The organism is Oleidesulfovibrio vietnamensis, from assembly GCF_055388115.1.
Genome location: NZ_AP042419.1, coordinates 2872838 through 2897357, shown reverse-complemented (window position 1 = coordinate 2897357; position 24520 = coordinate 2872838). Strand labels below are relative to the sequence as shown.

Sequence of the window (24520 nt, the reverse complement as noted above, 5' to 3'; positions counted from 1 at the left end):
TTAGGAACTAAAAAAAATATGGAGCCCACGAGCAGAATTGAACTGCTGACCTCGTCCTTACCAAGGACGCGCTCTACCTACTGAGCTACGTGGGCCAATCGTAAATAGCTATAGGGAGAACTCTGGCTGGATGGAGCGGGAAACGAGACTCGAACTCGCAACCCTCAGCTTGGAAGGCTGATGCTCTAGCCAATTGAGCTATTCCCGCTATTGTGCCGTAGTTCTCCGACTTACGTCTCCTACAGCTCTTGAGCTTAGGGTGGTGGAGGGGGGAGGATTTGAACCTCCGAAGTCTTCCGACGACAGATTTACAGTCTGTTCCCTTTGGCCACTCGGGAACCCCTCCACTTATGGAGCTGGCGATGGGACTCGAACCCGCAACCGGCTGATTACAAATCAGCTGCTCTGCCAGTTGAGCTACGCCAGCAACGAGGTTGAGTATCTATACGTGCCCCGAAGAAAACGCAAGCGAAAAATGCAGGAAATTGCGTTTTTTTTGTTTTTTGATGTATTGAGGCTGTTTTTGTTCACTTTTTTATGGTGGCCGGTTCCGGATATTGAAAAAGCCGTCCGGCGACGGACGGCTTTTTTCTGTGCATTGTACCGGAGTACGGCTAAGCAGCTACAGGCGTTCCTGCGGGTGCGGCCTCAACGGCGTGCTCGCGCTGTGCCGTTTCCGAGAGTTCCACTCTTTTCAGGTAGAGTTCTTCGTGCTCGCTTATGGTGCGCAAAAAGCCGTTATTAAGGGCATGGCCGGAGCAATGAACCTGAAAATGCCCCTGCAGCGGGGCGCCCAGCAGTGCCATGTCTCCGATGAAGTCGAGAATTTTATGGCGCACGAACTCGTCATCGAACCGGAGGCCGTCTTCGTTGAGCACATTGTATTCATCCAGAACTATGGCGTTGTCCAGAGAGCCGCCCAGCGCCAGACCGTTGCTGTGCAGGTACTCCACTTCGCGCAGAAAGCCGAATGTGCGTGCTTTGGCGATGATGCCCGCGAATGCTTCGGGGGTGACTTCGATGTCCATGGACTGTCTGCCGATGGCCGGGTGGTCGAATTCTATGGTGTATTCGATGCGCAGTCCGTCATGCGGTGCGGCTTTTATCCACTTGCCGTCACGTTCGTAGGTCACCGGCTTTTTGATGCGGTAGACCTGTCGCGGCTTGTTCTGCCGCGCGATGCCTGCATCCTTCAGCAGAAAAACGAAAGATGCGGCGCTGCCGTCCATGATGGGGATTTCGTTGCCTTCGATGTCTATCTGGATGTTGTCAATCTGCATGCCGCGTATGGCGGCCAGCAGATGTTCCACCGTGGCTACGGACGAGCCGTTGAGGCCCAGTGTGGTGGCAAGACCGGTGGCGATGACATCGTCAGGTCTGGGGGTAAGGCGGTGTACGCCGTCTTCTGTGCGGATATGAAATACGATGCCGGTGTCTTCGGGGGCGGGGCGCAGTGTCAGTCTGACCACTTTGCCGCTGTGCAGTCCGATGCCCGAGCATCCGATGGTTTTTTTGATGGTGGTCTGGTTCATAAACCCTCCGGTGCCATCGATAAAGCAATAATCGTGCCGTTGCGGTGTTGGTTATAGGCTGCTGATTTTATAGGATGTTTTTTCAGGCAGGCTGTGCCGCAACTGTGTGTTTTTTACACCATGTGGTTTTTTTACATCAATCACAGCGACGTGCGTACAAGGCTCTGTCTCTGCCCGCAAGGTCCTGCAGGATGACCGCAACGGTCCACTGTCCATGTTGCGCTTTGACCATGGCCATGATGTCGGGGCCTTGTTTCCAGCCGAATTCCATAAGGAAGAGTCCTCCCGGTTTCAGCCAGCCGAAAGCCAGCGGCAGCAGGGCCGCCGCGTGTTCCAGCCCGGTGGAAGCCGGCGTGTCAGGTACCAGCGCCCTTTGCGGTTCGTGGCAGCGCACTTCGGGGCTGAGCGTCTCGTATTCCGTGGCGCTGACATAGGGCGGATTGGAAAGCACCACGTCGAATGATGCGGGTCGGAAAAGAGGTGAGGTGAAGTCTGCCTGCACAAAGGCTACCCTGTCGGCAACGCGGTGCCGTGCCGCGTTTTCCCTGGCGGTGTGCAGCGCTCCGGAGCTGATATCCACCGCAGTGCCGTGCGCCGAGGGCATCTCGGCTGCAACGCTGACGGCAATGCATCCGCTGCCGGTGCCCAGATCGGCAAACCGCAGTGCGGCGTGCGGCGGGTATTCCTTTTTCAGCGTGTCTATCAGCAGCTCTGTGTCCGGACGGGGGATGAGCGTGTCCGTCGAGACAGCAAATTCCCTGCCGTAGAATTCGCGGCTGCCCGTCAGGTAGGCCACAGGTTCTCCCGCCGCTCTGCGCAGGATGAGTTTTTCCGCCTGTGCGTATTCTTTTTCTGTCAGCATGTGCCCGCGCCGGACAAGCAGCTGCAGCCTGTCGGTGCGCAGCACGTGCGCAAGCAGCAGCTCGGCGGAAAGCCGCGGAGAATCAACCGCCTTCCCGGCCAGCAGGGCCGAGAAGGCGGTAAGAGTGTCGCGGATGGTGCGGGAAGCGGGGGTAACGCTGGTGCACATGGTTAATGCACGTTGGCCTGCGCCTTGAGAGCTTCGGTCTGAGCGTGGGTGATCAGGGCATCGAGCATGTCGCCTATCTGACCTTCCATGAACGCGTCCAGCTTGTACAGGGTGAGGTTGATACGGTGGTCAGTTATGCGCCCCTGCGGGAAATTGTAGGTGCGTATGCGGCCCGATCTGTCTCCCGTGCCCACAAGGCTGCGGCGCTGTTCTGCCAGTTCTTCGTGCCGTTTGTCTTCCTGAGCCTGCAGCAGGCGGGAGGCAAGAATCTTAAGCCCTTTCGCCTTGTTTTTGTGCTGCGATTTTTCATCCTGACACGCCACGGTGATGCCCGTGGGGATATGCGTCACGCGCACGGCGGAGTCGGTGGTGTTCACAGACTGGCCGCCGGGGCCGGAAGAACGGTAGACGTCAAAACGCAGATCTTCGGGCTTCATGTCCAGTTCCACTTCGTCGGCTTCGGGCATAACGGCAACCGTGGCTGCGGACGTATGGATACGCCCCTGCGTTTCGGTGGCGGGCACGCGCTGCACTCTGTGGGTTCCGGATTCAAATTTCATGCGGCTGTAAACTTTATCGCCGGAAATAAGCCCGATAATTTCCTTGAAGCCGCCGGAGTCGGTTTCCGAGCTGCTCAGCACTTCCACGCGCCAGCCCATGTCTTCGGCATAGCGCAGGTACATGCGGAAAAGGTCGGCAGCGAACAGGGCTGCTTCTTCACCGCCGGTGCCGGCCCGTATTTCCAGAACCACGTTCTTTTCATCCAGCGGGTCCTTGGGCAGCAGCAGCAGCTTCAGCTCATGTTCCATTTCGGGCAGACGCTTTTCAATGGCGTCTATTTCCTCTCTGGCCATGGCCTGAATTTCGGGGTCGCTGTCACGCAGCATTTCCTTGTTACCTGCCAGTTCTTCATTCAGCTGGCGGTAGACGCGGAAAACCTCCACAATCTCTTTGAGATCGGAGTGTGCTTTTGTCAGTTTGCGGTAGCGTTCCTGATCGCCGAAAACTTCCGGCGAACTGAGCTGCTGCTCCAGATCTTCAAACTGACGTTCCAGGTGCTCAAGCTTGGCAAACATCGAAATTACTCCGAATAGGTGTATTCTGGCGTCGTGATTTCTTCACCGGCGTCCGGGCCCAGTGCTTCGCGCAGCGCCACTATGGCCACTTCTATCTGGCGTTCGTCCGGTTCGTGCGTGGTCAGCATCTGCAGCAGCATGCCGGGGGCGCTCAGTATTCTGCCGGTAATGGTGCCCTCAAGCCGTGCTGCCACTTTGATTATTTCGTACGCCATGGCGCTGATGGGCAGCATCAGCAGCAGCTTGACTGCAATGATGAATGCATGCTTGGGCACGGTGCCTGCGGGTGTCCAGACCATGAGAATAAGCGGTACGAGAACCGTATGCAGTATGATGGATATGGACAGCACAAAAAGCAGAAACGTGGTGCCGCATCGCGGGTGCAGCCGGCTGCGCAGAATGGCGGAAGAGGGGGTGACCGGCCCGCCCTGTTCGTAGGCCCATATGACCTTGTGCTCCGCACCGTGATACTGAAACACTCTGCGGATATCTGGCACAAAGGATATGGCCAGTATATAGCCTATAAATATCAAAAACTTGAAAAGGCCGTCCCATATGTGGAACGAAACGCCTTCCACCTCGCCGGCCAGCCCCAGCCATGTCATGCACATGGTGAAAAGGTGCGGCAGCACAACGAAAAGCCCCAGTGCCATGGCAATGGAAACAGCCAGTGTGGCAACAAGATGCCACGGCTTGAGCTCTTCTTCCTCTTCGCCGCCTTCAGCTGCCTGCATGGCGGAAAAGTTGAGAGCTTTTATACCGTTGACCATGGTTTCCACCAGAATAGGAAAACCGCGGACCCACGGACGGGCGAGCCATGACGTGCGGGTAAGGCTGAACCACGGACGGCGTTCCACTACAATGGTGCCGTCGGGGCGACGTACAGCAATGGCAAGACGCTCTTTGCTGCGCATCATCACTCCTTCCATGACGGCCTGACCGCCGACGGTGGTGCAGGCGGAACGGGAAAGGAGCAGACGGCCGAGAGCGCCGGAAAAACGGCGGGTATTCTGTATCACGTTTTCCCCCGCGTGAAGCAGGCTAGGAATGCTTCTCCCCGGGAACACGCGTGCGCGTATGCCCGGGGAGGAAGAATCACCGACCGGCGAGGCCGGCAACCTCTTTGTCGGCTGGGAAAACGTGCTACTTGCTGAACTTGGCGTATTTTTTGCGGAAACGGTCAATACGGCCGGCGGTGTCCACAAAGCGCTGCTTGCCGGTGTAGAACGGGTGGCAGCTGGAGCAGATTTCCACGTTTACCACTTCACCCTTGGTGGAGGTGGTGTCGATTTCGTTGCCGCAGGCGCATACGAGTTTGGCCTTGTACACGGTGGGATGGATATTGTCTTTCATGAAAATTCTCCTTAACACGGGAAGTGCTGAACCGTTGCCAATACGCTTCTGCGGCGATGTTGGCAAGCTTTTTTCTTGAGCCCCCCACCGTGCTGGTGTAGTAGTCAGCGGCGTTCTGCACTGTTACCCTGTGCCGCGCACAGAGGTGGCGTGCAGATTTTTTCACGCAGCTGCGCCTGCAGCACCTAAGCCCGAAAACGATGATTGTCAAGGAAAGAGTATGCCCCGTAAGGAACGCGCAGATCAACTGGTTTATGAACAGGGACTGGCAGAAAGCCGCGAACAGGCCAAACGGCTTATCATGGCGGGCAAGGTGTATGTGCTGCGCCCCGGGGCAGAGCCTGAACCGGTGGGCAAGCCGGGCACGCGCTATGACGCCTGCTGGCATATGGAGCTGAAAGGTGTGGAGCGGTTTGTCAGCCGCGGCGCGTACAAGCTGCTTACCGCCATAGAGACATTCGGACTGGATGTGCAGGGTATGGTGGCGCTGGATGCGGGTGCTTCCACCGGCGGCTTCACCGACTGTCTGCTGCAGCACGGGGCGGCGCGGGTGTATGCAGTTGATGTGGGTAAAAACCAGCTGCACGAGCGCATGCGCTCCGACAGCCGCGTGGTAAGCATGGAAGGGGTCAACCTGCGGACGGCGCCGGACGATCTGCTGCCGGAACAGGTAGATATTATCGTGGCGGATGTTTCGTTCATTTCGCTTACGCTCATTCTGCCCGCCTGCCTGCGTTTTCTGCGCAAGGGAGGAGTGGTGGCTGCGCTTGTCAAGCCGCAGTTCGAGGTGGGAGCCGGTCAGACCGTCAAAGGCGTTGTGCGCGATGAGGCACTGCGCAGGCAGGCGGTGGACAAAGTGCTCGACTTTGCCCGCGACCAGCTGGGGCTGACCGTGCAGGGTGTGGTGCCTTCGGCCATCAAAGGGCCGAAGGGCAATCAGGAATACATCGCCTGCCTGCGGCTGCCATGATAACATTGCGGGGCCAGCTGCCTCGTCTTTGAGCCTCACGCCGGTTTTGCCGTATGATTCCTGCCATATTCTTTGATTGTCAGGCAGGAGGCGGCAATGCGTATCCGCAGTATAGCGACAGAGCTTTCACTGGTGGCCATTCTGCTGGTATCAGCGGCTCTGGCCGGTCTTTCCCTGTATGTTACCGGTTCCACCCACGACATTTCCTTTTCCATGCAGATGGACGGCATGATTCCAGACGGAAGCGGAAAGCCTGAAAGAGGCCATGGAGACGCCGGGCAGACAGGCGGGCGGAATCCGCTGCCGCCGTGAATGATCTTCCGGCATGGCCGCATGCCTGCGCAAACTGATTGCCCAGATGCAGCAGGAATAGTATGAGTTTTTTGTCTCCTGCTGCAATACCGCCACGTTGCATCATGCTGCGTCATGCGCAGGAGGCCGGAGAACAGGTCGTTTTCTGTTTTTCGCGGCGGCCACCCTCCGGCGGCATCCGGGGTGGCGCGGACAGCATTTCCGACACACACAATACAGCATGAATGAAGGAGAGAGGCATGATTTTCAAATCGCGGAAAACCCTGCTGGCTGCCCTTGGGCTGGTGGCTTTGTTTCTTATTTTCGGTGCGTTTTCGTGCAGCAGTGACAGCACGGTGGAACGTACGCCCGAAGCTGCGCTGAAAGCCCTCAGACAGGGCAACGAACGTTTTGCAGCCGGCGAAGCTGTGCACCCCCGGACTGATGCCGTGCGTCTGGCGCAGGCCGGCACGGAAAGTCAGGGCGATCATGCATACGCCACAGTACTGGCTTGTTCTGACTCACGCGTGCCCGTGGAACGCCTGTTTGATGCCGGAGTCATGGATATTTTTGTAGTGCGTGTGGCCGGCAACGTAGTGCAGGGCGACGAAGCCGGTTCCATTGAATATGGTCTGGCCCATGTGAAAACCCCTGTGCTGGTGGTGCTGGGACATACCCAGTGTGGTGCCGTGACCGCCGTGACCGCAGCGCTGGAAGGACACGGTCATGCGCTGGAACGCAATATCCCCGGTCTGGTCAAGCCCGTCATTCCTGCCGTGCAGCAGGCCATGCAGGAACACCCCGATGTGCACGGTGCGGATCTGGTGCCCTTCGGCATTGAAAATAATGTCTGGCAGAACATCCGTAATCTTTTCATGCTGAGCCCCGCCACCAGAGATCTGGTAAAATCCGGCAAGGTGGCTGTTGTCGGAGCCGTATACGATGTGTCCACCGGCAAGGTTGAATGGCTGCCCGCCGCCCGCGTGGATGAAATTCTTGCCGCAGTGGAAGCAGACCCCGCCCGTGCGACGGAAGCCATGGCTTCCGTGGCCGGCGCCGCACAGCCGGACCATGACGGCGCGCCCGCTGCTGCAGCAGAAAATGAACAGGCCGTATCCGAAGCTGAACACGCTGCTGATGCTGCAGAAGACGCCGCCGGCTCTTCCGGTTCCGGCGCAGAGGTTGAAACCGTTGAAGCCGTTGAGGTTCCCGCGGCCAACGCCACAGACGCAGGCGAAGAGACCGTGACGCAGGAAGCCGCAGTGCCCTGCCCCGGTCAGATGGCCCGCGACACCATGGCCATTCATGCACAGGCTGCGCTGGAACAGGCTGAAATGGCGGGCAAGGCCGCACAGGTAGCCGCCGAAGCTGCCGCAAAGGCTGCCGAGGCCGCGGGAGAAGCCGCCCGTGCCGCCGAAGCCGCTGCACTGGCTGCACAGGCCGCTCAGGCGCAGCAGTAGCCCCGCCGGTTCCGTATACAGATAAAACGCCGGACTCCGCAGAGGAGTCCGGCGTTTTTGTGTCGTTCATGCCGCTGACAGCACGGGAATGGTCAGCCGAACACGCCGCTTTCGTGCAGAATTTTAAAACCAATACCCAGCAGCACTGCGCCGCCCAGTATTTCCGCATACCGCGAAAGCGCTGATGACGCGGCCAGTACTCTGCCCAGCTGCACACCTGCGGCGGTCAGCCCCAGACAGACAAGCCCGATGACCGCGGCGGGCATCCATATGGACAGCCCCAGCATGGAAAGTGTTACGCCCACGGCCAGCGCGTCTATGCTGGTGGCCACGGAAAGCATGATGAGCGACGTTCCTCTGGTGGGGTCGGCCATGCCGCATTCCGCGTCGTCGTGTTCAAAGGCTTCCTTGAGCATTTTCAGCCCGATGAACGCCAGCAGGCCGAAGGCTATCCAGTGCGCCCAGGCATCCACAAAGCTTCGTATGCCCTGTCCCATAAACCACCCCGCAATGGGCATGGCAGCCTGAAAAAGGCCGAAATGCCATGCCAGACGAAGCGTCTGACGGGCCGATACCGTGCGTAATCTGCATCCGGTGGCCACAGCCACCGCCAGTGCATCCATGGCCAGCGCCACAGCCAGTGCAAGCAGTGCCGGTGTTTCCATCAGAACATCCTGTTCATGGAAAGCAGACAGCGCAGCAGAGCGTCTTTGTCTTCATCGGACAATCCGGCGCAGATTTCTTCTGTCAGCCGTATGTGCAGGCGGTCGTGTTCTTCAAATTCGGTACGGCCGCTGTCGGTCAGTTCCACCATGATGGACCGGCGGTCCGTCATGTGCGGGCTGCGTTGCACCAGACCTCTCTCTTCCAGCCTGTCCACCAGCACGGTCAGTGTGCCTGTGGTCACCCCCATTTTTGATGCCAGTTCTTTCATGCGCATGGCGCGGTGTATGCCCAGAATTTCCAGCGTGTGCATCTGGGGCAGGGTAAGTCCCTTGTCCCGCACAACGCAGTGCTCCCATGAAGAAAGCTTTTCATAAAATTCGACAATGGCGTGATTGAGGTCTGAAGAAGCAGTCATTATGCCCTGCCAGATATGCCGCAATGCCGGTGACAACGCGGTTTCTGTGTTGAATGTTAATGAAAATAGCTGAATACGCCGAAAAATACCGTCAGCGCACCGGCTGTGCGCATGATAAGCGGTTCCACCCACGGTCTGCGCAGGGTGCGCATCATGGTGGTCACCTTATAGATGGCAAATATGACAACGGCAAGGCTGAGACCGGTACCCAGTGCATAACTGGCAAAAACGGCCGTGCTGGCGCCGATGCTGCCGGAGTCGAGCGCGTATTTGTACATGATGGCCACCGTGGGGCACGGTACGATCATGTTCATGAAGCCGATGACAAACAGACCGGCCGCCCCTGCCTTTTGCCAGCGCGAAAGAGCCGGTGCGGAGCAGGAGCACGCACTGCCTTCGCGGCTGTGCCCGTGGTGGTCTTTCCCGTTATGTTCATGATGATGGGCATGGTCATGGTCATGGTGATGTTCATGACCGTCCCCGTGCTCATGGCTGTGACTGTGCAGCAGGCCGGGTTTTATGATCAGCACCAGCCCCAGCACGACAAGCACCAGCGCCGTGACCGTGTCGGTCACTTCTTTGATATGCTGGGGAATACCGGCAGAAACCGCTCCCAGCGATGCCCCGATGGCCAGACATGCCAGTGCGGTGCCGCCGAAAAACGACGCGGTGAGCAGCGCAACACGGCTGCCTCTGTGTTCGCCCGCCACAAACGGGGCCAGCACAACCCATGAATGGCCGCAGGGGTTTACTCCGTGTATCAGGCCCAGAAACAGACTGCTTTGCAGCGCCACCAGAAAAATTGTGTCCATAGGTGTACCTTTGTAAGTTTTGTTTGGCTTTCAAAATGAATTGATATTAAAAAATTTGAAAGTCAAGACAAAATGGCAGCCACACAGGCGCGGCAGCAAGCAGAAGGAACAGACCGCACAGGCACCATGCCCCGGGCTGGCGGGGAAAGTCCGGCTCCCACGCATCCGGAGAGTCCAGCCCTCTTGCCGCCACGGCCACGGTCTGGGCCCATGTTTTCTGGCTCATGACGCGCAGGGTGGCCTGCGGGATGAGCAGCCACCGGCGCACAGCCGTACAGCGGGGCGCACGCAGACGTATGGCCTGACGAACCTGCGCCACTGTTTTTTGAATAAGCGGAAGAAAGTGCACCATGAGGGCCAGAGACAGCGCTGCATGCCATGCCCGCCGCCCGAGCACGGGTTTCAGAAACCATGCCATGGCCAGTCCCAGAGAGCGGGGAGAGCCTGTCAGCGTCAGCAGCAGCCCTATGCCGATGAGCACCATCAGACGCAGAGCCATCAGGCCTGCCTGAGGCAGGGCTTCCAGCAGCCGGTCTGCTGCGGGCAGTGCGGTCGCCTGTGCCGCGGGGCCCAGTCCGGCAGTGTCTGCCGCCAGCTTTACGCCAGCCCATAACAGCACAAACCAGAGATACGGCCGGGCCATGGAAAATCCCGCGCGGGTGGCCGTGCCGGAAAAAAGAAACAGGGCAGCCACCAGCAGTGCATAGGCAGCCACGGCAAGGGGCGGAGCCTGCCACACCAGTACGCCCAGCGTGCCTGCGCAGAGCAGCCGGGCGCGCGGGTCCAGCCGGTAAAGGGGAATCTGCCGTGGAGGCGGGGTGTTGCGGTCTGTCTGCTGCTGAAGGTGCGGTGCCGGAAAAGTGTTCATGCGGTGTCCCGTCCGGGCAATGCGTTGCCGGTACTTGTCTGAGGTGAGCCGGAGGATATGCTGTTGTGCCGAAGCACGCAAATACCGGAGGATGACATGTCGTACCACAGCGGACTGCCCCAACAGCCTTACGGGGTCAAGCTTTTTGCGGAAAAGATACCGGCGGCGCATGCATTGCGGCCTTCCCGCACCCGTGACGCCGTTCCGGCACATGCGCACACCGGCGGTGCTGACGGTCTGCATATGCTGGCGGGTGCGGTACCGCAGCATGAGGGGGCGGAGAAAATCCGTCATGCCGCAGCGGACAGACCGCTTATGCTGTCCTGCGTGGCGGCCGGTTTTCCTTCACCGGCAGACGATTACATAGACAGGCGGCTGGACCTGAACGAATATCTGGTGCGTAACCCCGAATCGACATTTTATGTGCGCGTCCACGGTGAATCCATGCGCGATGCCGGTATCTGGGCCGGAGATATTCTGGTGGTGGACCGTGCCGTGCAGCCTGTCACCGGCCGGGTGGTGATAGCCGTGCTGGACGGGGAACTGACCGTAAAGCGGCTGAAAAAAGAAGGAGACCGTCTGCTGCTGGTTCCGGAAAATCCGGATTACAGTCCCGTTGATGTCAGCGGGCGCGAAGATTTTTCCGTCTGGGGGGTGGTAACCTGTGTGTTGCACAGGGTGTGACCTGTTCAGGGCTTCGCGCCGGTGTGCTTACACTTGCGGCAGTACCGGCATGCAGCGCCTGTGCGTGAAGGAGGGACGGCTGTGGATGTGACCGTACTGGGCAGAGCTGCCTGTTCCCGCGTGCGGCATGACGGGGGAACACCGTCCGCACCCGCGGCACAGCGGCAGGGGCGTCCGTTGTATGCGCTTGTGGACTGCAACAGTTTTTATGTTTCCTGCGAGCGGGTTTTCAGGCCCGACCTTGTCCGCCGCCCCGTGGTTGTGCTGTCCAACAACGACGGCTGCATCATTGCACGCTCGGCAGAGGCTAAAGCTCTGGGTATTCCCATGGGGGCCCCGTGGTTCAAGGTGCGCAGACATGCTGAGTCCGCGGGGGTGACCGTGTTTTCGTCCAATTATGCATTGTACGGTGATATGTCGTCACGCGTCATGCGGGTGCTGGAGCGTTTCTGTCCGGATGTGCATGTGTATTCCATTGATGAGGCCTTTATGCGGCTGGACAGCCTGATCATGCCGCCGGGTATGTCGCCGGAGCGGTATGCGGCGTGCCTGCGGCGCGAGGTGTACCGGCGTACAGGCATTCCCGTGTCGGTGGGGCTGGGCTGCACCAAGACTCTTGCCAAGCTGGCAAACAGGCTGAGCAAACAGCAGAATGCCGGAGCCCGGGCCATGGTGCCGGCGGCTTTCCGGTATGCCGGAGTATTCAACTTTGGAGCAGTGACAGATCCTGACGTTATGGATGCGTTGCTGGAAACGCTGGACGTGACGGATGTGTGGGGTGTGGGGGCGCGCCATGCGGGGCGTCTGCGGACATGGGGCATACGCACCGCGCGGGCGCTGCGTGATGCACCGGATGACAGGGTGCGCAGATACATGAGCGTGACCGGTCTGCACACCGTGCTGGAACTGCGCGGCATTTCGTGTCTGCCTCTGGATGATGCGCCGCCGTCGCGCAGGTCGGTTGTCTCTTCGCGGTCATTCGGCACACTGGTGACGCACAAGGAGCATATGCTCGAAGCTGTCACGGCCTATATGACACGGGCCGCCGAAAAACTGCGGCGCGAACAGCTTGAAGCGCACTGCGTGGGGGTTATGATCAGCACCCCGCGCCACGGCGGCGGGCCGCGCTATGCCGACAGCGCACAGGTGCAGCTTGCGGTGCCCACCAGCCATACGCCGCAGCTGATAGTCCGCGCCCGCGCCCTGCTGGAGAGTATATGGCGCGATGGCTACCGGTACCAGAAGGCCGGCGTGATGCTTTCGGGGCTTGAATCTGCGGTATCCCGTCAGGTTTCCATGCTGCCTGCCCTGCAGGGGACAGGGCGGGGACTGGAACGGGGAAGGCGGCTCATGGCGGCGGCCGATGCGGTGAATGCACGTTTCGGAAGGGGAACGCTGGAATACGCGGCGGCCGGTCTGGGAAGGCCGTGGAGCATGAAACAGGAACACCTGTCGCCCCGCTACACTTCGGACTGGAAAAAACTGCCGCTTGTGCGCTGAGCTTTTTTGGGGGAAGTTCCTACCTGACATGGCGTGTGCTGCCGTATACACTGTGCCGTCGCTGCGTACGGTGCGGCGGCTGCGCGGTGACTGCGCGGCAACTGCACGGCAACAGCACGGCAACAGGCAGGAGGATTGATATGTCCGTACCCGGAAAATGCGGCGGATGCGACGGCAGGGAGCTTACGCTGGCCGACGACGGTGTGTTCCGTTTCATCGTCTGCAGACGGTGCGGACGTATAGGCCCCAGTGCGACGGAACCGGAAGACGCCATCGAATTGTGGAACCGCTGCAGTGATGCGTTTTTTATGTATGACAAAGGACCGGAACCTTCGATTCCTGTACGGGAATATGCCGGCGGCGAGCGGCGGCGTTCGGAACGGTATGTTGTGGAGATACGGGCCGTCATGCGGCTGTATCCTTTTACCGGCGCTCCTGTGCCGGTGGTGGTAAAAAATCTTTCCATGTACGGCGCATATCTGGAAGTGGCGGAACAGGGGCTGGATGTCTGGCAGGTTCCCGATGGTACCCTGCCGTATTTCGAACTGGAAATGACACCTTCCGAAGCAGGGTTCCCCGCAGTTTTTCCCTGTAACGCCAGCCATGTAAGTGTCAAGCCTCCCCGTATTGCCGTGGGTACGAGTTTTGTACAGCAGGACGGCAGGCATCTGTATGTTCTGCGGCAGTTGCTGCGCGATGCGCCTTTGCTGCCCCGCGCTTCCTGACGACGACTTCTTTTTTTTCAGTAAATTTTCAGGCGGCCTGCTTTTGCAGGCTGCTTTTTTTATGCGCAGTGGGATATCCGCTGCGCGTTTTTATGCTGCAGCAGGCAGTTACGCGAAAAAGCCCGGAGCAGACAGTCTGCGCGAAAATATGCCTGCACAGGAGGGAGACAGCGTGTTCGCTGCTGCGTACATGTTGCGTATAAGCGGTATTCTGATGGTGTCATGAACTGTGAATCAATATGTGTGTGCCGTTTAGGCAGTGGCTGCACCAGTGGGGTATAAAAAATAATCTATGCACAGATGGCCGGTATTTATAAAAAAAATGTATATGTAACAATGTGCGGTTAGTATACAGTGGGTACCGCACCTTGGCAGATGCTGAGTGTATGCTTATTCACTATGCGGTGTCACTTTTGTGCTGCCGGTGAGACGGGGGGACCGTCCGCGCTTTGCGACGGTATCTGTCTTCCGCAGGGCCGGCTTTATTTGCCGCTGCTCTCCGCATGGTGAAATAATAATGTGAAAGAGGGTTGTAGCAGGCGGCAGGCAGGCTATACTTGCATATTGGCCTGCGTGTTGCCGGTGCCGCGTGGAGTGCGGCGGCTGAGAGGAGCGTCTGATCCGGTTCTGCGGTCAGGCAGGAGCATGTTTTTTTACAATGGGGCAATAGAATGAAGATGAATCTCAGGGCACGCTTTCTGGTGCCGACACTGACTATTCTGGTTATCGGCATGGGGGCCTCGGCATGGCTTACCCAGACATATTCCAAACAGGCGGTCACCGCGGCCGTCAACGCGCATATGACACAGGTTTCCGAATCTGTGGCCGGACTTATAGGCACCTGGGTGCAGGATGCCAAACGCGATCTTACGCTGCAGGCGCAGCGCGATGAGATTACACAGGCTTTTGCAGGTGGCGATATGAATGAAGTCACCCGCGAAATGCAGCAGTTTAAAAAGAACTACCCCGACTTTGACGCTGTCAAACTGGCGGACGCGGACGGAAATATTATTGCCAGCACCTACCCCCAAGAAGTCGGCAGGCTTGATATAAGCAGCCGGAAATACTTCAGGGGAGCCATGAACGGAACCCCTGTGGTTTCAGACGCGCTGAAAAGTCAGTTGACAGGTAACCTGATTTTTGTGGTGTCTGTACCGTGTATGCGTGACGGCCGAGTGGCCGGCGTCTTTCTGGGTACGCTGGAACTGGGCAGCTTTTCGGAACGCTTTGTGGCGCCGGTAACCATAGGAAAGGAAGGCTACGCATTTATTATGGCCTCCGACGGTAACGTGCTGGCGCATCCTGATTCCTCGCGGCTGATGACCAATCTGCTGAAGCAGAACTGGGCCGGAGAAATGCTCAAAAACGATTCCGGCAAATTGAATCATGAGGAAAATGGCCGGTGGAAAGAACTTGTATATTCACGGGAACCGGAAACCGGCTGGGTTGTGGGTGTGACCGCCTTTGAAGATGACATCTACTCTGCTGCTTACGAGCTTGCCAATATCGTGCGGCTCATATCCGTGATTGTGGCACTGCTTGTTGCCGGTGTTCTGTTCCTTATTGTGCGCAATATCGCGGGGGCCATGAGTGAGACCGCGGGATACGCCGAGGCCGTTGCCGAAGGTCAGCTGGACCATTCACTGCACGTTCAGCGGCAGGACGAAATAGGCGTACTGGCTGATGCGCTGCGTAAAATGGTGCAGAATCTCAAAAGCATGATTAAGACGGCGGAAGCCAAGACCATTGAGGCCGAGGAACAGAGCAGAAAAGCCAATGTGGCCATGCAGGAGGCTGAAGAAGCCCGCAAAGCGGCGGATAATGCCAAGCGCGAAGGTATGCTGCAGGCTGCCGCCCAGCTGGAGCACGTGGTTCTGTCACTTTCGTCGGCGTCGGAACAGCTGGCGGCACAGGTGGAAGAAGCGAGCCGCGGAAGCGATGTGCAGCGCGAGCGTACTTCTGAAACTGCCGCTGCCATAGAAGAAATGAATGCCACGGTGCTGGAAGTGGCCAGAAATGCGTCGGAAGCTGCAGGAAGTGCCGACAATGCCAGAAACAATGCCGAAGAGGGACAGGGGATTGTGGAAGCGGTTATCCAGTCCATCACCGAGGTGAAAAACCGCGCCACCAGTCTGAAGGAAAGCCTGAACACGCTGGGCGACCACGCCGAGGGTATAGGCAAGATCATGACCGTTATCAGCGACATAGCCGACCAGACAAATCTGCTGGCGCTTAACGCGGCCATTGAAGCTGCCCGTGCGGGCGATGCCGGACGCGGGTTTGCCGTGGTGGCCGACGAAGTGCGTAAACTGGCCGAAAAGACCATGCAGGCCACCTCGGAAGTGGGCGCAGCGGTAAGCGCCATCCAGCAGGGCACGCGTGAAAACATTGAAGGAATGGACAAGGCGGGCGAGGCCGTTTTGAAATCGACAGAACTTGCCGGTCGTGCTGGCAAGTCACTGGGCAGCATCCATTCCGTGGTGGAAAGCACCGCCGATCAGGTGCGCTCCATCGCCACTGCGTCGGAACAGCAGTCTGCCGCCAGCGAGCAGATAGCCCGTGGTGCGGAAGAAATAAACCGCATTGCGGCGGAAACGTCCGAGGTGATGACGCAGTCCAGCGAAGCGGTAAGCAACGTGGCCCGTATGGCTCAGGAACTGCAAAACGTGGTTGAGCAGCTTAAAAGACAGTAGCGCGAGCTGCGGCTGTCTGTGAAATATGAAGACTCCGTACCGGAGCACCGCAGGGTGGCCGGTACGGAGCCTTTTTTATGGCTGTGCCGCAGAGGGCGGCATCGGATCAGTCGTTCTGCGCGCAGCAGGGGGTGCCGCCGGTTTCGGCGGCTTTCAGCTGACCGCAGGCGGCTTTGATGTCCGCCCCTTTGCTTTTGCGTATGATGGCCGTGACATGCTTTGACCACAGGTATTGCTCAAAAGCCAGAATGCGTTCTTCCGTGGGGGCTGCATAAGGGTCTGCCTCGTCGCCCGACGGGTTGTACACAATGAGATTGAGCTTTGCCTTGGTGCGTGAAACAAGCCGGACAAGCTGTTTTGCGTGCTCCAGCGAGTCGTTGACCCCGCCCAGCAGCAGATATTCAAAGGTTATGCGTTCACGCGTTTTCAGCGGGTAGCTCTGCAGGGCTTCAATGAAGTCATTCAGTTCCCAGCGGGCGGCTTTGGGCATGATGGTGCGCCGCAGTTCCTGCGTGGGCGCGTGCAGTGATACAGCCAGATAGGCAAGCCCGCTTTCGCCCAGCCTGCGCAGCCCTTCGGGGTTTACCCCGCAGGTGGAAACCGTGATGCGCCGCGGAGAAAACTGCAGTCCCAGCTCGCTGTTAAGCGTGTGCAGGCTGCGCATGATTTCGTCCAGATTGAGCAGCGGTTCACCCATGCCCATAAAGACAAGATTGCGCAGGATGGGCCGTTCGGCGACGTCGTTAAGATATTCGCGTGCCACCAGCACCTGCCCCAGTATTTCAGACATGGTCATGTTGCGTTCAAACCCCAGCGTGCCGGTGGCGCAAAAGGTGCACCCCATGGCGCAGCCCACCTGACAGGAAAGACACTGGGTAATCCTGCCCTGTGAACCGGGTATGAGCACTGTTTCCACAAGTGCGCCGTCGGCAAGACGCAGCAGAAATTTTGTGGTGCCATCCTGACTTTTGCTGGTTGTGACCACCTCTGGCCAGAAAATGCGGGCGTGTTCTTTCAGCTGTGCGCGGGTCTGTTTCGATACATTGGTCATCTGGTCAAAATCGCGCACATATTTGTTCCACAGCCACTGCCATATCTGGCGGGCGCGGAATTTTTTTTCGCCGAGCTTTTCCACCAGAAAAGTTTCAAGCTCTTCAAATGTCAGGTTCAGAATATCGACCATGACTGTTTCTCCGGTGAGTGGAATGGCTGACGCACAGGCGCTGCCGCGGCCCGGCGCGCTGTGGCACGACGGGAAAGGCAGCAGCCCGCGGTAAAAACGGGCGGCGTCGACAGGGGGAATATAGGAAGAAGGGCCGGAAGGGGAACCCCTCCGGCCCTGATTTTTTTATCGGGGAGCGCGTTCACTGTACGTTTTGACGTACTCGATGGCTTCTTCCATGCTGGTCACCTCACCCGTAACCTGCGCTTTAAGCAGCGCATCGCGGATAACCCCCACATAGGGGCCGGGCTTCAGACCGGTGAATTCCATGATTTCGTTGCCGTTCAGCAGCGGTTCCAGCATCTGCTCGGGGGTTTCGGCACGTTCAAGGTACTTCATATTGTGGTTGAAGTGCGTGTAGTTGCCGTCGCGGGCTTTAATGTCGGCTCTGGCCATTTCAATCAGGCGCGGGTATTCATCCAGCGCTTTGAACCGGCGTATGCCCTTGTCGGTGAGCATGAAATGGAAACGCATGTGGTTGCGCACCAGATGGCAGATAAGGTCGACATCTTCCGGCAGAAAGTGCAGCCTGCGCAGAATTTTGCGCGTGACTTTGGCACCGATGCGGTGGTGCTGATAGAATGTCCATTTGCCGTTGTAGTATTCGGCGGCATACAGTTTGCCCACATCGTGGAACATGGTGGCCACGGTGCCCAGCCAGTCAAAGGGCAGTTCTTCGGGGTAGCGGCGCATGCATTCTATGGTGTGGTCGAGCACGGTCTCTTCGCCTGCCTCGGGCGTGCGCAGGTGGCGGATGCGCGACAGTGCGGCCAGTTCGGGAATGAGTCCGTGCAGCAGCATGGAGTCAAACATCAGCTGGACGAACTTGTACATGTTTTCGGCTTCCACCTTGCGCCATTCGTCCATGATTTCCGTGACCGGCACATAGTCTAGAATGCGGCTTGCACTGCGTACTATGGCCATCCACGAGTTGGGTTCGATGGGCAGGTCGAAGTTGGCGGCTATGCGCATGGCGCGCACACCCAGTACGTAAGAACGGCGCAGGGTTTCGTCGGGCACGCCCTCGAAGCGTATGTCGCCCTTGGAAAAATCGTCAAAGCCCTGATATGTTTCCGCCGAGCTGGGAATGAACGGACAGGCCAGCGAGGCGGGCAGCGTACCTTTTGCCTCAAGGCGGCGCAGCATGGTGGGGGTCACACGGGCAAGTGTGGCTTCCGGATGCGAAGAATCATCAGTGTCGGTGTGGTAGAAGCGGAAAAGGGTTCCCCCTTCGCGCAGGGTGCCCACCACGCCGTCTTCGCCGGACATTTCAAGACCGGGAAAAATCTTGCCGAGCTCCACATAACCGGGCTCGCACGCGATGTCTATTTCAAGGCAGTCCTGATCGAGAATTTCGGACTGCAGCTGGGTGTTGACCACGTAGGCGTCGTACCCGTTGCGCATTATGGCCTTGCAGATGCCTATGGCATCCTTGAAGGGCTGGGTCATTCTTCCTCCTTATGCATACGCCGGCTTTCGGCGGAAAAGCTGTTCGTTCAGCCAATGCATTTCAAGCTAACCGTGCGTTGTCAAGCCGGAACCGCCCGAAAGGCATTATTGCGGTCATGCTATTCTGTGACCGCCCATCCAGTGGGATGTCACCTTACCGGTAAGCTTCCACCCGGTAAAGGGCGTGTTTTTGCCTTTTGAATGCATCGCCTCAGGGGTCACAGTCCATTCATGCGCAGGGTCGAACAGGAAAAAATCTGCAGGGTCGCCCGCCGTGAAGCGGTTTACCGGCAGACGGAACAGGCTGCCCGGAGCATGGCACCACAGGCGCACCATGTCGGCTTCGGTCAGCAGGCCTTCCTGCACCAGACGCCATGTCAGAGCCACCGCCGTATCCAGACCGGAAATGCCATTGGGCGCTTCATCCAGCGGGGTATCCTTTTCGTGCGCGGCATGCGGGGCGTGGTCTGTCACCAGTATGTCTATGGTGCCGTCAGCCACGGCACGGCGCATGGCCGTCACGTCGTCGGGGGTGCGCAGCGGCGGGTTGACCTTGGCTGCTGTGGAGTACTGTTCCAGTGCCAGATCGTCCAGCAGCAGATAGTGCGGGCAGGTTTCGGCCGTTACTCTTACGCCGCGCTGCTTGGCCCACGCGATAAGCTCCACGGACTGACGGCAGCTGATATGTGCCAGATGGACCGGAATGCCCAGATATTCGGCCAGCAGAATGTCGCGGGCCACCTGTACCGATTCGGCCACCACCGACTGTCCTTTGACTCCCAGGCGTCCGCTGGTCACCCCTTCGTTCATGTGTGTGCCGCGCGCCAGTGAAGGATCTTCGCAGTGATCGATGACTATTTTACCGAAGTCTGCGGCGTATTCCATGCAGCGGCGGAACATTTCGGCACCGCCCACCGGCAGTCCGTCGTTGGAAAAGGCGACGCAGCCCGCGGCGGCCAGTTCGCCCATGGGGGCCAGTTCTTCGCCTTTCAGTCCTTTGGTGGCGGCACCCACAGGATGCACGCGCGGGCCGTGGGGCCATGCCTTGCGGGCGCGTTCCAGCATCAGCTCGGTCACACTGCCCTGATCGTTGACGGGACTGGTATTGGCCATGGGCAGTACCGCCCCGAATCCGCCGTGCGCAGCGGCTGCGAGTCCGGAGGCAATGTCTTCCTTGTACTCAAAACCGGGTTCGCGCAGGTGCACGTGGCAGTCAATAAAACTGGGAAACAGTATCTTGCCCGCCGCGTCCACAGTTTCGGCGTGCTGCGGCGCGGGGGCCGCCCCGTGTTCGCTGACGGCGGCAATGCGTCCGCCCGATACGGTGACATCAACCGTGCGCCCGGAAAGAAGCGCGCCCGAAACAAACAGTGTGCCGGAAATATGATCAGACATCAGCGGTCTCCCGTGTCTTTGCGGGTTGCATGAAGAAACAGAATGGCCATGCGTGTGGCGACGCCGGAAGCCACCTGGTCAAGCACCAGACTCTGGCCGGCGTCGGCAAGGGCGGACGAAATTTCCACACCGCGGTTCATGGGGCCGGGGTGCAGCACCCTGGCACCGGGGGCTGCATGCTGCATATGGTTCAGGTTCAGGCAGTAGCGCGAGGCATACTCGCGCAGGTCGGGCAGCAGACCGGCCTGCTGGCGTTCCAGCTGCAGACGCAGCGCCATGACGGCATCGACCCCCTGAACGGCTTTGTTCAGATTGTCAAAGATTTCGACGGGCCATGTGTCGGCGCCTGCCGGCAGCAGGGTGCGCGGCGCGCACAGGCGCACTCTGGCACCCATGCGGGTGAGCAGATGCACGTTGGACCGTGCAACACGGCTGTGGGCAATATCGCCCAGAATAAGCAGAGTCTTGCCTTCAAATTGTCCGTTCCATGCGCGGTTGAGCGAAAATGCGTCAAGCAGCGCCTGTGTGGGGTGTGCGTGCCAGCCGTCGCCCGCGTTGACCACGGCGCATTCCAGCCGTTCGGCCAGAAACTGTGCCGCCCCGCTGGAGGTGTGGCGGATGACGATGACATCCGGCGACATGGCCTGCAGGGTCAGCGCGGTGTCTTTCAGGCTTTCGCCTTTGACCAGACTGGATCCTGATTTGGCCAGTGAAAACGTGTCGGCTGAAAGGCGTTTTCCAGCCATGTCGAACGATGTTTTCGTGCGGGTGCTCGGCTCCGCAAAGAACAGCACCACGGTTTTTCCTTTCAGGGTGGGAACCTTTTTTACAGGACGCTGGTTTATTTCATGAAACTGTCCGGCAAGGTCCAGCAGATGCCTGACTTGCTCACGGGAGAGTTGCGTGACGTCCAGCAGATCTTTGTGGGGCCAGATGAATCGTTCTTGGTCTTGCATTGTCTTCCGGTCTCATTGCGGGATACATGTCCCGGTTCGTGCCTGCTCAGGCGGGGCAGAGGTCGTCGGGCACTACGGCCCATCCGGCGGCCATACCCGGGGCAAGCGCTCCCAGTCTGTTCAGGCCCAGAGCCTGAGCGCCGCCGGCTGTGAGCATGAACAGCAGATTATCGGGGGCTGCTCCGTGCCGGTCGCGCAGCGCGCGGGCCTCATTCCACAGGTTCAGGTCATGGTTCGAGGCCAGACTGTCCGTGCCCAGACACAGCAGCAGTCCGGCCTGTATAAAACTGTTTACAGGGGCATCACCCGAGCCGATGGCGCTGTTGCTGCGCGGGCACAGACAAACGGCCGTGCCGCTGCGGGCAAGGGTCTGGATGTCGTGCCGGTCGCAGTGCACGCAGTGGACGGCCAGCGTACCCGGACCCAGCAGCCCCAGCGTGTGGGCATGGCTGACAGGCGAACAGCGCGGCGGAGTGTAGTCTGCGGGCAGCACCCGTACGGAAAGCAGATCCCTGAATGCACCGGTACCGGTAGCCAGCATTTCCACTTCGCCCTGATGCTCTGCCAGATGCATGGAAAAAGGCATGTGGTGCGCGCGGCACCAGTCTTTTGCCTGCCGCAGCCGTTCGGGATGGGTGGAATACAGGGCGTGTCCGGCAGGAGCGCAGCATGCCTGCAGCACGGCCTGAGGCAGCTGTGCTGCCGCATCAGGCAGGGCAGGAGCGCCGGACGTGGGCGGCATATGCCCGAACCATTCAAGCAGCAGGTGGTACGAAAGACCGGCCTGCTGCGCGCAGCGTGCCACCAGCGCCGGAGCGCGGCTTGTGATGTCTGCCACGTGTACTGTGCCCGTGCGGTGCATGAATGCCGTGGCATTGAGCACGGCATCTTCCTGCGGTGTCATATCCTGCCGGATCATGTGCCCGACCCAGCTGGTGAATCCTTCTCCCAGCAGGGTTTTGCCGTGCAGATGACTCAGTTCCAGATGATTGTGGCAGTTTATCAGGCCGGGAACCAGTGTAACCGGCCCCAGATCGTGCAGCGGTATGCCCGCGCGGCGGACAAACCGGCTGTGGGGTTCCACACACAGAATGGTGTTGTCGCGCACAATAATAACCCCGTCTTCGAAAACGGGACGGGGTGTTGAAGCAAAACCTGAAAATTGCTGATATTGCGGAGATATGCCGGATGAAAACGGTGTGGCGGCAGCGGCAGCCAGCCGCTTTTCGGTCATGGTTATGATGCGTTTCGCCCGGAAAGCGGTAGGTTTCATCACCGGAAAAGCCTTGTTCATCCGTAGATTGCAGACAGGGACAGGCCGGACGCGGATGATCGTGACGGCATGTGCTGCGCAGCAGAGTACGCTGTTGCGCGAAGCTTGTACACTGTGCGGGCAAAGACGTAAAGCGCGGGGCGGCAGAACGCGGAAAAACAGAGCCGTGCACTGCGGCATGTTTGTGTGTCATGCCGCATGGTTTTGCCGTTGCCGGATGCCTGTGGCTGCAGATTATTTTTTGCCGCCGGAGTATGCGTGTGTTTCATCATGTCCGCTGTGCAGGCGTCTCCGGACCGGCGCAGGTGCATGGCGCACGTGGTGGCGGGGGTTGCCGTAAGCGCCGCTGTGCCCTAGATACCCTGTATGCGAAAGGAACTGTGCATTATACACGCCAACTGTCAGGGCGATCCGCTGGCGCGTCTGCTGTTGTCCTGCGACGCCTTCGCCCGCAGGTTCGAAGTGCGCAAATATACAAATTTTCAGCGGGAGCAGATTCCGGACCGCGAACTGGAATCCTGCCGGCTGTTTCTTTTTCAGCATCTGGGAGAAAAGTGGGCGGAGCAGGCTTCGGCGCATCTGCTGCACCGGTTGGGACCTGCGGCCGAGGTGCTGCGTCTGCCCAACATGCTTTTTAAGGGATACTGGCCGTTGTGGACCAGCCGCAGTCCCAGCGAATTCGGCGATGTATACCTTGACCATCTGATTGATATGGGGCTGGAGAAAAAAGAGATTCTGTACGTGTATCTGCACACGGACCTGACAGCGAAATACGATCTGGACGCCATGCTGCGCGAATCGTTGGCTGTGGAACGTGCCAAGGAAGAGGAAACCGTGGTGCGTACCGTTGATCTTGTGGAGTCATTATGGCGTGGGGAGCTGCTGTTCAACACCATCAACCATCCGGGCCGCAGGCTGCTGCTGCATGTGGCCGGAGGCGTGCTGCGTGCCCTAGGTTTTTCGCAGCTTTCAGCTGACGTATGCGCCGGATTTGCCGACCCCTATCCCGAATTCATCCTGCCGGTGCATCCTCAGGTGGCGGCGTTTCACGGGCTGGCTTTCGGGGGAGAAGACTGGCAGTACCCCGTCTTCGGCAGGCAGAAAACATTTGCCCGGTATGCCGAGCATTATGTGGACTGCCGTCTGCTGGGGCTGGAAAGCCTGAGCGCGTATCTGCATCTGGTGTGAGCCCCGTTGTACCGTTGTGCCGTTGCACAATGCGGCGGCAGCGTCGCGTCTAGGGCACATCCACCAGCGCTCCGGCATAGCCCACCACACTGTCAGTCTTTCCTGTTATATCTCCGGATGTGGCATAGCGTGTCAGGCGTGCGCCCGTGGCACCCAGCAGGCGGCAGGCTTCCAGTGCCGCGGTCATGGGCAGCACCCCGCACATGGAAATGCGCTTCTCGCGCACCGTTGTGTACAGCCCCTGCGGGTTCAGAGCGGTAACCTGTTCCAGCGCCATGGCGTCAAGGCGGCGGGCTTCATCCTGTGGCAGGAAGTGCGTCATGTCCGAACTGACCACCATGGCTATGCGGTTCTGCCCGCCGGGGTCTGCCGTCTGAGCCGCACGGCGTATGATCTGCGCCATTGCGGCGCCCGCGGCAGTAAGCACCGCCAGTGACGGATCGCCGATGGATACAGGCACAATACGTACGCGGGGCACGCGGAACTGCAGAAACGGCAGAACGACCTCCAGCGAGTGCTCGGTACTGTGGGCCAGCGTATCAGGCCGGGCCGGCGCGCAGAGCGCGCAGAATTCGGCGGCCAGCGCATTGTCCACGGGTACATCACCCAGCGGGGTGCGCCAGACGCCTTCCGGCCAGACGGCAATGCCGGATCCCCTGCCGGTATGGTTGGGGCCCAGCACAAACAGCGTCTGCGGCAGCATGGCCTGCGCCAGAGTGCAACCTGCCACCGCACCCGAAAATACATAGCCCGCGTGGGGCACCATGGCGAGCAGAGTCGGCTTCTGCGGCGGTGCGGCAGCTTCGTCCAGATATGCCCGCAGCATGCTTTGCAGTTCGGCGGGCGAATCGGGGTAAAAGCGGCCTGCCACTACCGGACGGCGTATGTGCTGTGCGTCCTGCTGTCCGTCCCGCTGCCCGGATGCGGTGCTGCCGGTGGTGTTCATGAGCTTTTTCCCTCTG

At 59.2% G+C, this 24520-nt stretch carries 23 protein-coding genes and 4 tRNA genes; 8 read left to right on the top strand and 19 right to left on the bottom strand.

The genetic code is table 11. The features are described from left to right. Positions 1-19 precede the first annotated feature (19 nt). The 9 genes from ACZ5D1_RS13030 to rpmE form a co-directional block, all read right to left on the bottom strand. Positions 20-95, bottom strand: a tRNA-Thr gene (locus tag ACZ5D1_RS13030). Positions 96-131: 36 nt separating this feature from the next. After that, positions 132-208 (bottom strand) — tRNA-Gly (locus ACZ5D1_RS13025). A 52-nt stretch (positions 209-260) separates the two neighbouring features. Continuing rightward, positions 261-346, bottom strand: a tRNA-Tyr gene (locus ACZ5D1_RS13020). Between the two features lie 5 nt (positions 347-351). Next, a tRNA-Thr gene (locus ACZ5D1_RS13015) sits at positions 352-427 on the bottom strand. A 187-nt stretch (positions 428-614) separates the two neighbouring features. Next, on the bottom strand, positions 615-1532 hold the full coding sequence (gene lpxC / locus ACZ5D1_RS13010) for a UDP-3-O-acyl-N-acetylglucosamine deacetylase (protein WP_011368755.1): 918 nt from the start codon (positions 1530-1532) through the stop codon (positions 615-617). A gap of 136 nt (positions 1533-1668) precedes the next feature. Then, complete coding sequence (prmC, locus tag ACZ5D1_RS13005) at positions 1669-2562, bottom strand: peptide chain release factor N(5)-glutamine methyltransferase (RefSeq protein WP_464555091.1); 894 nt, start codon at positions 2560-2562, stop codon at positions 1669-1671. Positions 2563-2564: 2 nt separating this feature from the next. Further along, positions 2565-3638 carry a peptide chain release factor 1 gene (prfA, locus tag ACZ5D1_RS13000; protein WP_011368753.1) on the bottom strand — a complete coding sequence of 358 codons (1074 nt, stop codon included), beginning with the start codon at positions 3636-3638 and terminating at the stop codon, positions 2565-2567. A gap of 5 nt (positions 3639-3643) precedes the next feature. Next, positions 3644-4567 (bottom strand): DUF1385 domain-containing protein, encoded by a 924-nt coding sequence (locus ACZ5D1_RS12995; RefSeq protein ID WP_148204249.1) that lies wholly within the window; start codon positions 4565-4567, stop codon positions 3644-3646. A gap of 214 nt (positions 4568-4781) precedes the next feature. Beyond that, positions 4782-4991: a 50S ribosomal protein L31 gene (gene rpmE, locus ACZ5D1_RS12990; RefSeq protein WP_011368751.1), complete on the bottom strand. Its 210-nt coding sequence runs from the start codon at positions 4989-4991 to the stop codon at positions 4782-4784. A 220-nt stretch (positions 4992-5211) separates the two neighbouring features. On the opposite strand from rpmE, the gene ACZ5D1_RS12985 reads away from it, so the two are divergent. The 3 genes from ACZ5D1_RS12985 (at position 5212) to ACZ5D1_RS12975 (ending at position 7712) form a co-directional block, all read left to right on the top strand. Next, a complete protein-coding gene (locus tag ACZ5D1_RS12985) occupies positions 5212-5961 on the top strand; it encodes a TlyA family RNA methyltransferase (protein WP_011368750.1) in 750 nt (249 codons plus the stop codon). Between the two features lie 96 nt (positions 5962-6057). Further along, a complete protein-coding gene (locus tag ACZ5D1_RS12980; protein ID WP_464555089.1) occupies positions 6058-6273 on the top strand; it encodes a hypothetical protein in 216 nt (71 codons plus the stop codon). 239 nt (positions 6274-6512) lie between these two features. After that, a complete protein-coding gene (locus ACZ5D1_RS12975; protein ID WP_464555087.1) occupies positions 6513-7712 on the top strand; it encodes a carbonic anhydrase in 1200 nt (399 codons plus the stop codon). Positions 7713-7804: 92 nt separating this feature from the next. Here the strand turns inward: ACZ5D1_RS12975 and ACZ5D1_RS12970 are convergent, their stop codons facing one another. From ACZ5D1_RS12970 to ACZ5D1_RS12955, 4 genes are read right to left on the bottom strand one after another with little or no spacing between them, the layout of a single operon-like run. After that, a complete protein-coding gene (locus tag ACZ5D1_RS12970) occupies positions 7805-8377 on the bottom strand; it encodes a manganese efflux pump MntP (protein ID WP_011368747.1) in 573 nt (190 codons plus the stop codon). Continuing rightward, entirely contained in the window at positions 8377-8793 is a 417-nt protein-coding gene (locus ACZ5D1_RS12965; RefSeq protein ID WP_011368746.1) for a MarR family winged helix-turn-helix transcriptional regulator, read from the bottom strand. Before ACZ5D1_RS12965 ends, ACZ5D1_RS12970 begins: the two co-directional genes overlap by 1 nt. A 56-nt stretch (positions 8794-8849) precedes the next feature. After that, positions 8850-9605 carry an urease accessory protein UreH domain-containing protein gene (locus ACZ5D1_RS12960; RefSeq protein WP_464555085.1) on the bottom strand — a complete coding sequence of 252 codons (756 nt, stop codon included), beginning with the start codon at positions 9603-9605 and terminating at the stop codon, positions 8850-8852. Positions 9606-9651: 46 nt separating this feature from the next. Then, entirely contained in the window at positions 9652-10473 is an 822-nt protein-coding gene (locus ACZ5D1_RS12955; protein ID WP_464555083.1) for an energy-coupling factor transporter transmembrane component T family protein, read from the bottom strand. Positions 10474-10569: 96 nt separating this feature from the next. On the opposite strand from ACZ5D1_RS12955, the gene ACZ5D1_RS12950 reads away from it, so the two are divergent. The 4 genes from ACZ5D1_RS12950 to ACZ5D1_RS12935 all read left to right on the top strand — a co-directional run bounded on the left by ACZ5D1_RS12950 (position 10570) and on the right by ACZ5D1_RS12935 (position 16075). Then, positions 10570-11157: a LexA family protein gene (locus ACZ5D1_RS12950; protein ID WP_464555082.1), complete on the top strand. Its 588-nt coding sequence runs from the start codon at positions 10570-10572 to the stop codon at positions 11155-11157. 81 nt (positions 11158-11238) lie between these two features. Beyond that, the gene (locus ACZ5D1_RS12945; protein WP_234702975.1) at positions 11239-12657 is read left to right on the top strand and encodes a Y-family DNA polymerase; all 1419 of its coding nucleotides are present in this window, start codon (positions 11239-11241) and stop codon (positions 12655-12657) included. A 140-nt stretch (positions 12658-12797) separates the two neighbouring features. Next, on the top strand, positions 12798-13382 hold the full coding sequence (locus ACZ5D1_RS12940; RefSeq protein WP_011368741.1) for a hypothetical protein: 585 nt from the start codon (positions 12798-12800) through the stop codon (positions 13380-13382). 671 nt (positions 13383-14053) lie between these two features. Further along, positions 14054-16075, top strand: a complete 2022-nt coding sequence (locus tag ACZ5D1_RS12935) for a methyl-accepting chemotaxis protein (protein WP_464555080.1) — start codon at positions 14054-14056, stop codon at positions 16073-16075. 106 nt (positions 16076-16181) lie between these two features. Here ACZ5D1_RS12935 and rlmN read toward each other — a convergent pair whose 3' ends face one another. From rlmN to ACZ5D1_RS12910, 5 genes are all read right to left on the bottom strand, one after another. Then, a complete protein-coding gene (rlmN, locus tag ACZ5D1_RS12930; protein WP_011368739.1) occupies positions 16182-17258 on the bottom strand; it encodes a dual-specificity RNA methyltransferase RlmN in 1077 nt (358 codons plus the stop codon). A 165-nt stretch (positions 17259-17423) separates the two neighbouring features. Beyond that, the gene (locus ACZ5D1_RS12925; RefSeq protein WP_011368738.1) at positions 17424-18746 is read right to left on the bottom strand and encodes an HD domain-containing protein; all 1323 of its coding nucleotides are present in this window, start codon (positions 18744-18746) and stop codon (positions 17424-17426) included. A gap of 114 nt (positions 18747-18860) precedes the next feature. Beyond that, on the bottom strand, positions 18861-20141 hold the full coding sequence (locus ACZ5D1_RS12920) for a dihydroorotase (RefSeq protein WP_464555079.1): 1281 nt from the start codon (positions 20139-20141) through the stop codon (positions 18861-18863). Continuing rightward, positions 20141-21097, bottom strand: coding sequence for an aspartate carbamoyltransferase catalytic subunit (locus ACZ5D1_RS12915; protein WP_027182441.1), 957 nt, complete (start codon positions 21095-21097; stop codon positions 20141-20143). The genes ACZ5D1_RS12920 and ACZ5D1_RS12915 overlap by 1 nt, the downstream gene beginning before the upstream one ends. A gap of 46 nt (positions 21098-21143) precedes the next feature. Continuing rightward, positions 21144-22370, bottom strand: a complete 1227-nt coding sequence (locus tag ACZ5D1_RS12910) for an amidohydrolase family protein (protein WP_464555077.1) — start codon at positions 22368-22370, stop codon at positions 21144-21146. A 366-nt stretch (positions 22371-22736) separates the two neighbouring features. Between ACZ5D1_RS12910 and ACZ5D1_RS12905 the strand changes: the two genes are divergently transcribed. Next, positions 22737-23558, top strand: a complete 822-nt coding sequence (locus tag ACZ5D1_RS12905; RefSeq protein ID WP_011368734.1) for a WcbI family polysaccharide biosynthesis putative acetyltransferase — start codon at positions 22737-22739, stop codon at positions 23556-23558. Positions 23559-23607: 49 nt separating this feature from the next. On the opposite strand, the gene amrB is transcribed toward ACZ5D1_RS12905, so the two are convergent. Further along, the gene (amrB, locus tag ACZ5D1_RS12900; RefSeq protein WP_464555076.1) at positions 23608-24504 is read right to left on the bottom strand and encodes an AmmeMemoRadiSam system protein B; all 897 of its coding nucleotides are present in this window, start codon (positions 24502-24504) and stop codon (positions 23608-23610) included. Between the last annotated feature and the right edge of the window lie 16 nt (positions 24505-24520).